Here is an 11,643-nt window from a genome sequence, read left to right on the forward strand (position 1 = left end):
ACCATATAAACCCATACATATTTAGAATTACTTAAGAGTAGGCATTTCATTCCTGTTAAAGAATGACGGTAAAATAAATAAGTATTCTTTAATACAGTTAGGCTGACGAGGTAAGCAATGCGCGCCATCAAACATATTCATAATAATAAAGCACCGCATTGGGTCGGCGATGGTTTTTATGTCAAAACTTTGTTTAATCATTTAGATAACGAAGCTGATTTTAATTATCAGCATACCGATCCGTTTTTATTATTGGACTATGGTCAGCCGACCACCTTTGCGCCAAATCCAAACCTTGAGAAGGAGCCGCACGGTATCGGGCAGCATCCGCATAAGGGTTTTGAAACGGTAACGATTGCCTACGCGGGAGAGATTAGCCATGCCGATTCGGCTGGTGGTTGTGGCATCATCAAAGAAGGTGATGTGCAATGGATGACCGCAGGTCGCGGCATCATGCATGAAGAGTTTCATTCTGAAGCATTCGGGCAGCGCGGTGGGGTCTTCAGCATGGTGCAATTATGGGTAAACCTGCCAAGCGCCCACAAGCTAACCGCACCCAAATACCAAACGATAAAGCGCGCCGAGATACCCATTGTTGAGTTGACGGATAATAATGGGAATAATGACAATAAGAATGACCATGGCAACCAATCTGCCAACGCATCGATTGATTCAGCGAGCAATGCTACACTCAATGCAACACTCAATATAACAATAGGCACAGCTGCTATCATCGCTGGTGATTGGCAAGGAGTGATAGGAGCCGCCAGTACCTTTACACCGATTAATCTATGGGATATCGAATTACATACGGCAGGTACTACCTTGCTGCAAGTGCCTGATAGCCATAACGTGATGTTATTGGTTCAAGAAGGCGAATTGCTAGTCAATGGTACGTCAGTCAGTGCTGGCAACTTAATACAGTTCGAAGCGCCAACGCAACATCGTGCTGACATGCCTGCCGAGCAAGCGCTTACCAACGATACCATTGAGCTGACCTGTTCGACACATATAACTGGCACAACCGACAAGCAAACACCTGCACCCGTTAAATTATTGCTGCTGAGCGGGGAACCTATCGGCGAACCTATCGCCGGTTATGGCCCCTTTGTCATGAATACTCAAGCAGAATTAAAACAAACGTTTCGCGATTATCAAACCGGTAATTTTGGTAAATAGTTAAAACACTAAATACTCAAAAAATAAGCATAAAAAAGCCACCCTACTAATGATAGTAAGGTGGCTTTTTATTGTTTATAACGCTATGACTCATCTTGTCAGCATTGAGGCTGATCGATGAGACTTTACGCTTGGTTCAGGAACGGATAATCAGTGTAGCCAACCGTGCTGCCACCATAGAAGCTCTCTGGATGCTGCTCGTTGAGCGGTGCGCCCTCTTGAATACGTTCAGCGAGATCAGGGTTGGCAATATAATCACGACCGAATGCTACCGCATCGATATAGCCTGCTTTGATGTTCTTCTCAGCTTTGTCCGCATCATAGCCACCAGCGGCAATAATCAGTTGACCAAAAGCATTACGTACGTTTTGGCGGAACTCATCGTTATAAGGCGTACCCCCTGCCCAGTCTGGCTCTGACAGATGCAAATACATTAGACCACGCTTGTTGATTTGCTCAATCAGCCAAATGTTATCGTCTTCTTCGTAGCCTCCCTCAACATTGTTGAACGTGCCAAGTGGTGAAATACGAATACCCACGTGATCAGCATCCCATGCCTCTACGCAAGCATCAATCACGTCCAAGGTTAGACGCGCGCGGTTTTCGCGGCTGCCACCGTACTCATCGTCACGCTGATTGGTATGCTCGGCCCAAAACTGATGCAGCAAATAACCATGCGCGCCATGAATCTCAATACCATCAAACCCCGCTTCCTGCGCGCACTTGGTTGCATGCGCAAAGTCAGTAACCACTTGCTGAATCTCATCAAGACTGGCTGGGCGCGGCGGCGTGGCATCCGCGCGAATGGCTTGGTTGTCACTATCACGCAATGAGGTACGGATACCTACATCGACATCTGAGGCTGAAATTGGCGCACGGCGTTCAGGTTGTACGCTTTCATGTGAGACAAGTCCTGTGTGCCATAGCTGGACGACGATCTTGCCACCTTTAGCGTGGACATTGTCAACGATGGCTTTCCATGCAGTGACTTGATCTTGAGTATGTAGCCCTGGTGCGCCTGCATAGCCTTTTGCTTGAAACGATACTTGCGTCGCTTCAGTGATGACAAGGCCCGCCCCTGCACGCTGCGAGTAGTACTCTGCTGCCCATGTGATAGGGACATCGCCTGGCTCAACGGCACGCAGACGTGTCAGTGGGGCCATCATAATGCGATTTTTTAGCGTTTGTGTGCCCATTTTTACAGGCTCAAATAAAATATCGTGTGCCATAATCTGTCCTATTGGTTATTGCTGCTATCTATGATCTTTAGTTATAGCAACCATCAATCATACTAATTATTATCGAATGCTGTTTAGAAAAACTTATAATATCATTAGTAAATCTACGTTTAGCGCCTACCTTTATAGGGAACAGATTTCATTATTCCAAGCAATATTTACAAACAGATACAACAATATTCACCTATACAAATCTTCGTACTCGTTTACTACGAAGACTGTTTACTAAGCCTTAAATACTGTTCATCTGAGTCTTGTCTTTTGGCTTTAGCATTTTCTTAATTGACAGCTCTAATGACAAATACGTGCCGATCAATATCACAATCGAACCAATGATGGCTTGTATATTTAGCGCCTCGCCAAGCAATAGATAGCCCAAAATAATGGCAAAGATTGGAATGACCAAGGTGATGCTCGTCGCCCGTGTTGGTCCAATATTTTTGATTAACTGATTCATAAAAATCAGCGCAATCGCTGTTGAAAACACGCCAATGCAGATAACAGAGACCCACGCTTTTAGACTGATGGTTTGACCATAAGGGAATTCATAAAATGCCACAGGCAACATAAGAATACTCGCTATGATGAGCGAACCTGCGGTGATTGGCACTGGTGAAACATTGTACAAATAACTTCTGGTGATATTGGCGCCAACCGCATAACCGACACAGGCCAATAATGCGTAGCCCATCGGCAGTAACCCTGAGCCTGACTCAGCGCCCTGCCCGCTGCCGCCAAATAAGTTCTCACTCATCAAAATAATCACGCCGATAACGCCAATGATTAAGCCGATAATTTGTTTTTTTGACAGTCGGTCTTTAAAAAAGGTGCTGGCGATAAAACCGCTCATCATCGGTACGGACGCATTCAGCACCGCCAACACCCCAGCATTGACCGAGCGCGCTGAAAAGGCAAACAGGATAAAAGGGATAGCGGCAGAAAACAGTCCGACTAGCATCAAAGCTTTCCAGTTATCACGTATGCCTGCTCTGTTTTTTGAGCTGATTAAGACAAAAATCAGCATCACCAAACCGGCAAATACCACCCGCAAACTGGCAAACGCTAGCGAGCCAAATTCTGGCACGCCGATACGGTAAAAAATAAAAGACAGCGACCACATAAAGGACAGTGTCATAAAAATAATGAGGTCGCGGTTGGACATGGGTGAATCCTATCAAGCGTTAGACTAAAAAAACCACGATGATAACTTGTTAAACGCTTGAGAGCTGTTGTCTTTTTATACTGTTTGCAGATTTTTTATAGCTTTACCTTATCCAAAATAAAATCAATATCTTTATCGCCGCGCCCTGATAGATTAACCAAAATCGTCTCATCCGCTGACATATTTTTGGCGATTTTCATCGCGTAGGCAATGGCGTGTGCTGACTCTAACGCTGGAATAATACCTTCAAGTCGAGATAGCGCCATAAAGGCTTCTAAACATTCTGCATCAGTCGCTGATTCATACGTAGCCAGTTGTAAATCTCTTAGGTGCGAATGCTGTGGTCCAACGCCCGGGTAATCTAGACCAGAGGCAATCGAATGTACCGGTGCAGGCTCGCCTTTTTCATCAAGCAGCACGTAGCATTTAAAGCCGTGAATCTCGCCTTTGACGCCGAGCGACATCGTCGCCGCATGATTGCGCGTATCTAAGCCCTCACCAGCAGGCTCAACGCCAATTTTTTGTACCTCTGCATCATCAAAAAAGCCGCTAAACATGCCAATAGCATTGGAGCCACCGCCAACACAAGCGACTACTTTATTAGGCAGCTTACCCGTCGTCGCTAGAAACTGCGCCCGTGCTTCATGACCAACCACTGACTGAAAATAGCTGACCATTTCAGGATAAGGCGCAGGCCCCAATGCCGAGCCAATCGCAAACATACTGCTATCTAACTCGTTAAGATAAGTTTCAAACGCACTATCGACCGCTTCCTTTAATGTCCCTGCGCCGCGTGAGACTGGTACGATATTGGCGCCCAAAATCTTCATCCGGCTGACGTTTGGATGTTCTTTTTTAATATCGACCACACCCATGTGAATCTCACACTCCATACCCATCAATGCCGCTGCCGTTGCCAATGCGACGCCATGTTGCCCCGCGCCCGTTTCCGCAATCACCTTGGTTTTGCCTAATTTCTTGGCTAATAACACTTCACCCAAACAGTGATTAATTTTGTGTGCGCCCGTATGGTTTAAATCTTCACGTTTAAAATAAATCTGCGCGCCGCCGCAATGCTGGGTCAAACGCTGCGCATGATAAATGGGACTTGGACGACCAATATAAGTCTCACGCAAGCGCTTCGTCTCTTTGATAAAGTCGTCGTCTTTGATAATTTCACGAAAACCTACTTCGATCTCGCTCATCGCTTTGGCGAGCTCAGGATGAGCAATTTTGCCACCGAACTCGCCATATAAACCCTCGCTATTCGGCAAGATGGATTGATGTAAACCGTAGCCCGTGGCGGTATTTTGCGTTGTCATAGATAAACCTTATTGTTTTAGATTACTCTTATTATTTTTGCCAAATTAATTAGCATTTTTAAAAATAATTAAATGTATTTATGTTCTAGTACATTGAAACAAGATAGTAAGGGATATTTCTTATTTGGTCAAGTCACCTTATAAATTTAAGCGCGCTAAATGATTACCCGTCTTGCTTCAAGTAGTATTATTTTGTTCTAATCTGGCTAAAATCGCCTCGCTCGCAATATAGAAATAATAATGACACTTTCTTTTGCTAAACTCTCGTTCATTACTTTCGATTATTAAAGATATAAAAACAGGAAAGTCATGCAACGTCGTCAACTGATTAAAGCCATGGGTCTAAGCTTAGGCGCTATCGGTACCTCTGCTGCGGTGAGTGGTTGCCATTCAGCCAAGACGCGCGCACTTTGAAGCAGTGTTCCCATGGATTGATTCTGATGAGATGTACAGCACCTACTTTCCGCGCGCTATGCGAGAATTAAAAGTCAGTCAAATCCCTGAGTCATTCTTTAATCAGTCCGAGCATTACGAATATACGCGCGCTGCGGAACGGCAAGCAGCAAAAGCGGGACTGAAAACCGAATTTTTTAGTAATAGCTACGACTTTGACTATATGCAACGTGAGGCGCGTGGCGAAGTCTATCCGTCAGCACTCGGCGGCGAAGTCATCTATGGCAATAATGCTGGCAAGTTTTCACTGGATTTAACTTATCTAAAAGATGCCGAAGCCACAGGCAATGTGACGGTCAAAACCCTACGCAAAGTCAATAGCATCCAAGCGCTCGATAATGAGCAACTCAGATTAGAAGTTCATGTCCTCAATACTATTGGTGGCATCGATAAAATTGAGCATTACACTTGCGATAAGCTATTTCTCAATGCAGGCAGTACGGGCACTTCAGAACTGCTACTTAAAAGTCAAGCGGAGGGCAAATTAAACAACCTAAACGAACACATCGGCAAACATTGGGGACCCAATGGCAATATTATGACTGGGCGCAATTTCGTCCACGCTGCGGGCACCACCCAATCTACCATTCCGGTCAAAGGCATCAATATGTGGGACGGCGATAGAGGCGGTACAAAGTACAAAATATTTGCCGAACTCGCGCCATTACCGCTAGAGCTTGAGACGTGGACGACGCTCTATCTCGCCATCACTGACAATCCAGAACGCGGCAATTATTACTTTGACAAAGCGAGCAAAACCGTCAAACTAAACTGGAAACGCGAGCAAAATGAGTACTCAGTAAATGCTGCCAAAGAGCTGATCGAAAAACTCGCCAAAGTAAATGGCGGCTCTACTTCAAGCTTATTATTCACCAAAGGCTTCGGCGATAACTTCTGCTATCACCCACTAGGTGGCTGCGTATTAGGCAAAGCGACTGATGAGTTCGGTCGCGTTAAAGGGCATAAAAATATCTACGTACAAGATGGCGCGTTAATCCCCGGCAGCGCAGGCGTCAATCCCTATGTGTTTATCACCGGACTTGCTGAGCGTAATATGGCAAGTATTTTAAGGGAAGATTTTGGGTAGGTTTATAATAATCAGTTATACATAAACGTTCTTAAATGTTAGTTAGATGATGGGTTACGCTCGGACTAACCCGCTCTACGCGCTACACTTCAAAATTATTGATTAGCTATTAAACTACCTATTTTATCTTTTATTTCAATAAATTTATTATTCTCTATAACTCTCTCATCAAAATCCTCTCTCCAAATATAAAAATCTGAAAAGCTACCGTTACCGCTATTAATAAAGCTATAGGTGTTACCTATACTTTTAATAGTGTCTTTTACCTTTTCATTATCCTCTAATGAATAATTTATTTGATTCAATATTGAGTTAATACCTCTTATCCAATTATTCTCATTCTCTTAAATTAGAATATCTCGTATTTGAGTAAAAAGGTCAGCTAATCTTGCTAATTTATCTAAGTCGCTCATGTTAGAATTCCTATAGATATTGAATAATATATAAACATTATATGTGAAAGCCTACAACACATAATAAAAAGGATAAATAATGAAACTGCGCATCTTAAAATCTGCCGTCACCAACCCTTGGTTTAACCTCGCGACCGAGGATTGGATATTTAATACGCTTAATCCCGACTCGCATACGCTATTTTTATGGCGCAATAGCGAGACCGTGGTGATTGGACGCTCTCAAAACCCATGGGTAGAATGCAAAATCGATAAGATGGAAGCCGACGAGGTGTTTTTAGCACGGCGTCAGAGTGGTGGCGGCGCGGTGTTTCATGATTTGGGCAATACCAACTTTACCTTTTTATCACCTAAAGACGACTACGACCAAGCAGCGAACTTTACGATTATTATCAATGCGTTAAAGAAATTGGGCATAGACGCAGATTTATCGGGGCGTAATGACATGCAAGTCGGTGATAAGAAAATATCAGGCAGCGCCTTTAAACATGCCGCCGATCGCAGCTTTCATCACGGCACGTTACTGGTCAATGCCAATATGCAAAAGCTCGGCGATTATCTCAACCCGCATCCGCTAAAACTAAAAGCCAAAGGCATCAAATCTGTCCGTGCTCGCGTCGCCAACTTGGTTGAGTTTAATGAGTCTATTAACCACGAGACTTTATCCGCTGCGATTATCGAGGCGTTTTGTGAATATTATCGTGACAAAGATTATGGCGACACTACGCCAGTAGAAGAATTGGATGAAGCCAGCCTCGCCAAGCAGCCTAACCTGAACAAATACTATCAGCAAATGGCAGATTGGGACTGGCGCTTTGGTAAGACGCCTGAGTTCACCCATCATATTGAGACGCGATTTGATTGGGGCATCATTGATTGTCACCTTGATGTGAAGCAAGCAGTGATACGCGATGTGGTTATCTTTTCTGATGCGCTAAACGTTGAGTTAATCGACCTATTAAAAGACACATTGACAGGTATTAAATATGACAAACATGAGATTAAAGCTAAGTTTGACGAGTTATGCAAAGCACATCCTGAGTTGGCAGTACAAATTGATGACGTGTCTAAATGGCTGACTAGTGAGATGGAAGGTTAGATTTTTGCTTGTTATTGATAATTAGTAAAGAGTCTTAATTTCTTATTGACGTCAATATTTCAATCGCCTTTATACTTTGCGTGAATTAGACTTGCTGTCTAGATCATACTCCTAGATAAACTTAAGTTTGATATTTAACGCTCTAGCCATCTATAATGTCAGGCAAATAATAGACTCGATTTAAGAGTCTACACTTTGGGCATTTAAGCAAGGTAGCACTATGGCAGCCTATATTACCGTCGGCGCAAAGACTTCTCATGGTGGGACGGTCATCTCCGGCTCACCGCACACCACTCATAACGGTATCCCAATCTCGCGTAAAGGCGATAAAGTCCTCTGTAAAAAATGCAAAAAGGTCACCACTATTCTTAGTGGTGATGCCTCTTTTATCATTGATGGCGCACCCATTGCTCGCGGCGGCGATGTGACAAGCTGCGGCGCTAAACTGATTGCTAATCAGCAGTCATTTGCGGAGTCAGGATTTGATGTGATGGGGATTGAGCAGGCAGCGGCTTTGGTGTTTCCGAAGTCGAGTATGAGTAATTCGTTCGTTAATAAAAATTCAGATGAGTCTTCGTCCATTTCATTAATGTGGGTAGATTTAAACGATAATCAGTTCGTACCTTTGAATGCTCCATCTTATGACTCTAATAGTACGGATTATGGAAAAATAATATTTACCGTAGCTATAAAAGAAGGAAGTTATAAAGATTTAAAAATACTTTTAGGTAATGAGGTTATTGCTTCAAAGAAGGGCGATTTCAGACCCGGTAAGCATGTAAAATTATATTGGGATGGATTTGTAAAAAATATTTATGATAGTACAAGCTTTACCGATAAAGCGGTTGTATTTACTTTAGAAGGTAATAGCAACGGTACTATAGATAGAGACAGCAAAATCGTCACCTTTGAAAATAAGTACAAATGGTTAGATGTAAAGATTAACAAAGTAACTAAGAGAATTGATGCTATTTTGAGAGTTTCTATCTCGTCAATTACTAAAGTTAATGTCCTACCTCTAGTAGTCCCTTTATCTGTTCAACAAAGTAAAGGAAAAGGGAGGCCGTTAATGAATGAGATTAATATAACAAGTAATGAGATAGAAACATTGATAAGGGAAAGTATTACTCGATATTGGAGTCGTAATAGCAGTACCTTAACGGGTAAAATATCCAACTCAATAGGTATAAGCGTTTTTGGCAGTAAATACGAAGTCTTCACAACTTGCAAAATTACTGATACCAATAGTCTTCCCACATTAAATATTAAATTCAATACTAATAGAGGCTCCGCTCGGTCTCGAAATTGGGAAGGCTCGAGAATAGTTTTTTATAATATTGGATACATAAAGTATGAAAGTGGATGGAGCTATATTACTAAAGCTTCTGCGAATAGAAGTTTTAAAAAGACTTTTGCTCATGAGCTAGGTCATGAGATACTTTTGGCATATGGTGGACACTCATATTCAAAAGGACATAAAGGTTCCTCTTCTCTTATTACTCAAAAACCAAATGCTAGTTATCAACATATCGGTAAGGAATATGACTTAATGCAGTATGATTCAGCCAAAACTAACCCAACAGACATTTATGATAAGCTTGTTGCCAGCGACAGGGATGTACGCGGTTTACTATGGTTATCAATGATTGCGACTACAACATGATAAATACATCGATGCTGAAACTCAGATTTTTAATGGGATCATGCTTTTTAATATTATTATTAAGTGCTTGTTCATCCGAAACTACCACATTACATTACTTGACACCTATCGTTACAGGACAAGTGCTAGACAAAACTACAGAGCAACCCATCAGTGATGTCAGTATTATATATACCAGTTCAGCATCTACCACAACTGACAAAGACGGTTTTTTTCGACTACCTGCTATTGAGATTAAGAGCTCTTCAACTGACGATTGGGAGTCCAAACAACTAAGTGAAAGCGACATGACCGTATATAAAAAAGATTATAAGAGTAAAGATTACTGGAATTTTGGTCTTCCAAGAATAAAAGCTAAAAGAGCTTCAGAGGTCCCTGAGTACGTACATATGGGTATAATTTATCTTGATAAATTACCAGATGGTGTGCAGCTAGAAGACAACTATAAATACAACGAATATATAGAAGATATGTCTTACTGCCAATCTAATCAGTCGCAAAAAGAGGTAAATTGCATTCCACTACCAGATGGAGTGGACCATGAAGCCGTCTAGTAAAGTTAGATTATTCAGTATCTTTTGGCTGACTGCTTTAGTAACCTCATCTTGTACTGCGCAAGAACCTGAGGCCTTTTATGTCACACCTTCTATAAAAGGACAGCTAATTGACAGTCAAACTGATCAGCCACTTAGCAATATCACCGTCTACTTAACAGATGACATTCAAGGCATCTCTGATAACACAGGCCGTTTTGAATTACACTCAATGCAAAAGATAGATTCAGATAATATGGGCAAAGGTTATTTTAAAGCGTTAGCTGAAGAAGCCAGTATCATGATAGATACCCAAGGTTATCAAAGGCGTCTGTTTGCAATTGACGGTATGGCAAAATCTGAAGATGATAACTTAAAAAGTCCCATGATTATTGATATGGGTAATATTTATCTAAAACCATTGCCTGATGGCCTGCATCGCTACGCAATAGTATTTGAATATATAGCAACCATGCCTTACTGCCAACCGAGCCAATCTCAAAGAGAAGTCGACTGCATACCCGTACCACAGGGTAAAACTTATGAACAAGTGAGACCAAATCAGCCAATAAAATAAAGTTTCCTAATGAGGTTTTAATGTATCAAAGAAGAATTACCCCTTTAATTCAGTCTTTACTAATAGCCACAATGCTATCCAGTAGCTTAATAACTTCTGCTTGCTCAGCAGAATCATCAAACGCAAAGATATCATCCAATCAAAATACACCTGCTGAAATATACGAACTCGTGCTAGCCTACTACGAGGGCGACTCAGTTACTGTAGGTAATGACAAAGCTTTTGAACTGTTTCAAGAAGCTGCTTAATCAAGGGGTACGCTCGTTTAAGTCAATTTACGGATACTTGAATCCTGCCGTTTTCGAAAGAAAGCTAAAAATACAGCTGAACCAATCAACGCCATAAACATATCAGACTGCGTATCCCAGACATAACCTTGCGTGCCCAAAAAAGCTTCTGCATCGCTGCCAATGGCTAACGCTACCCACCATTCTATCAGCTCATAAAAAGCACTAAACGCCAAACAAACGGACATCACAAAGACCAATAACCAACGCTCATTTTTCACCACATTTAAGCGCAGTAAAATTTCTCTCGCAATCCCTGCCGGTACAAACCCCTGAACGAAATGCCCCAATTTATCATAGTGATTGCGCTCCCAACCAAACCAGTTGGCGACCGTATCAAATAGAGGTACTTCGGCATAAGTATAATGACCGCCTATCATTAATACGATGCAGTGCAGCAATATTAAAAAATACGTGAGCCTTGATAGGGTAAATCTTTGATAAGTCGCGGCTAGTATGCCCAAACCAATCAGCGCGGGCGCAACTTCCAAAACCCAAGTGAAATAATTTTTAGGTGCAATACCCGACCAAATCAGCGCCGCAAAAAATACCACTAACCAAATGATCTTAAGCGAGCCATCATGCCCTCTATTTTTATTTGAATGATTCATTAAGGTTTTAATATTCCTT

The 11,643-nt window shown here is 42.2% G+C and carries 11 protein-coding genes; 6 read left to right on the plus strand and 5 right to left on the minus strand.

Annotated elements, in window-relative coordinates; translation table 11 throughout:
• The first annotated feature begins 117 nt into the window (after positions 1-117).
• Positions 118-1,179, plus strand: coding sequence for a pirin family protein (locus CXF58_RS09040; protein WP_102077273.1), 1,062 nt, complete (start codon positions 118-120; stop codon positions 1,177-1,179).
• A 125-nt stretch (positions 1,180-1,304) separates the two neighbouring features.
• Here CXF58_RS09040 and CXF58_RS09045 read toward each other — a convergent pair whose 3' ends face one another.
• The 3 genes from CXF58_RS09045 to trpB form a co-directional block, all read right to left on the minus strand.
• Entirely contained in the window at positions 1,305-2,408 is a 1,104-nt protein-coding gene (locus CXF58_RS09045) for an alkene reductase (protein ID WP_025651894.1), read from the minus strand.
• A gap of 241 nt (positions 2,409-2,649) precedes the next feature.
• Entirely contained in the window at positions 2,650-3,579 is a 930-nt protein-coding gene (locus CXF58_RS09050; RefSeq protein ID WP_102077274.1) for a DMT family transporter, read from the minus strand.
• Between the two features lie 95 nt (positions 3,580-3,674).
• The gene (trpB, locus tag CXF58_RS09055) at positions 3,675-4,901 is read right to left on the minus strand and encodes a tryptophan synthase subunit beta (RefSeq protein ID WP_102077275.1); all 1,227 of its coding nucleotides are present in this window, start codon (positions 4,899-4,901) and stop codon (positions 3,675-3,677) included.
• 379 nt (positions 4,902-5,280) lie between these two features.
• Here trpB and CXF58_RS09060 point away from each other — a divergent pair, with 379 nt between their 5' ends.
• Positions 5,281-6,441 carry a GMC oxidoreductase gene (locus tag CXF58_RS09060; RefSeq protein WP_228706583.1) on the plus strand — a complete coding sequence of 387 codons (1,161 nt, stop codon included), beginning with the start codon at positions 5,281-5,283 and terminating at the stop codon, positions 6,439-6,441.
• 95 nt (positions 6,442-6,536) lie between these two features.
• Here CXF58_RS09060 and CXF58_RS09065 read toward each other — a convergent pair whose 3' ends face one another.
• Entirely contained in the window at positions 6,537-6,746 is a 210-nt protein-coding gene (locus CXF58_RS09065; protein WP_102077276.1) for a hypothetical protein, read from the minus strand.
• 187 nt (positions 6,747-6,933) lie between these two features.
• Between CXF58_RS09065 and CXF58_RS09070 the strand changes: the two genes are divergently transcribed.
• The 4 genes from CXF58_RS09070 (at position 6,934) to CXF58_RS09085 (ending at position 10,726) form a co-directional block, all read left to right on the plus strand.
• Entirely contained in the window at positions 6,934-7,953 is a 1,020-nt protein-coding gene (locus CXF58_RS09070) for a lipoate--protein ligase (RefSeq protein ID WP_102077277.1), read from the plus strand.
• Positions 7,954-8,173: 220 nt separating this feature from the next.
• Complete coding sequence (locus CXF58_RS09075) at positions 8,174-9,616, plus strand: PAAR domain-containing protein (protein WP_102077278.1); 1,443 nt, start codon at positions 8,174-8,176, stop codon at positions 9,614-9,616.
• A complete protein-coding gene (locus CXF58_RS09080) occupies positions 9,613-10,170 on the plus strand; it encodes a peptidase associated/transthyretin-like domain-containing protein (RefSeq protein WP_102077279.1) in 558 nt (185 codons plus the stop codon). Before CXF58_RS09075 ends, CXF58_RS09080 begins: the two co-directional genes overlap by 4 nt.
• A complete protein-coding gene (locus CXF58_RS09085; RefSeq protein WP_102077280.1) occupies positions 10,157-10,726 on the plus strand; it encodes a peptidase associated/transthyretin-like domain-containing protein in 570 nt (189 codons plus the stop codon). Before CXF58_RS09080 ends, CXF58_RS09085 begins: the two co-directional genes overlap by 14 nt.
• 265 nt (positions 10,727-10,991) lie before the next feature.
• Here the strand turns inward: CXF58_RS09085 and CXF58_RS09090 are convergent, their stop codons facing one another.
• Positions 10,992-11,624 carry a DUF2238 domain-containing protein gene (locus tag CXF58_RS09090; RefSeq protein ID WP_102077281.1) on the minus strand — a complete coding sequence of 211 codons (633 nt, stop codon included), beginning with the start codon at positions 11,622-11,624 and terminating at the stop codon, positions 10,992-10,994.
• Between the last annotated feature and the right edge of the window lie 19 nt (positions 11,625-11,643).

The organism is Psychrobacter sp. Sarcosine-02u-2, from assembly GCF_002836335.1.
Taxonomy (GTDB): domain Bacteria; phylum Pseudomonadota; class Gammaproteobacteria; order Pseudomonadales; family Moraxellaceae; genus Psychrobacter; species Psychrobacter faecalis.

Excerpts from the sequence above, each read along its gene's own strand:
- CXF58_RS09090 (WP_102077281.1), bottom strand. The coding sequence starts at position 11,624 with ATGAATCATTCAAATAAAAATAGAGGGCATGATGGCTCGCTTAAGATC.
- CXF58_RS09045 (WP_025651894.1), bottom strand. The coding sequence starts at position 2,408 with ATGGCACACGATATTTTATTTGAGCCTGTAAAAATGGGCACACAAACG.
- CXF58_RS09080 (WP_102077279.1), top strand. The coding sequence starts at position 9,613 with ATGATAAATACATCGATGCTGAAACTCAGATTTTTAATGGGATCATGC.
- CXF58_RS09050 (WP_102077274.1), bottom strand. The coding sequence starts at position 3,579 with ATGTCCAACCGCGACCTCATTATTTTTATGACACTGTCCTTTATGTGG.
- CXF58_RS09070 (WP_102077277.1), top strand. The coding sequence starts at position 6,934 with ATGAAACTGCGCATCTTAAAATCTGCCGTCACCAACCCTTGGTTTAAC.
- CXF58_RS09040 (WP_102077273.1), top strand. The coding sequence starts at position 118 with ATGCGCGCCATCAAACATATTCATAATAATAAAGCACCGCATTGGGTC.
- CXF58_RS09075 (WP_102077278.1), top strand. The coding sequence starts at position 8,174 with ATGGCAGCCTATATTACCGTCGGCGCAAAGACTTCTCATGGTGGGACG.
- trpB (WP_102077275.1), bottom strand. The coding sequence starts at position 4,901 with ATGACAACGCAAAATACCGCCACGGGCTACGGTTTACATCAATCCATC.
- CXF58_RS09085 (WP_102077280.1), top strand. The coding sequence starts at position 10,157 with ATGAAGCCGTCTAGTAAAGTTAGATTATTCAGTATCTTTTGGCTGACT.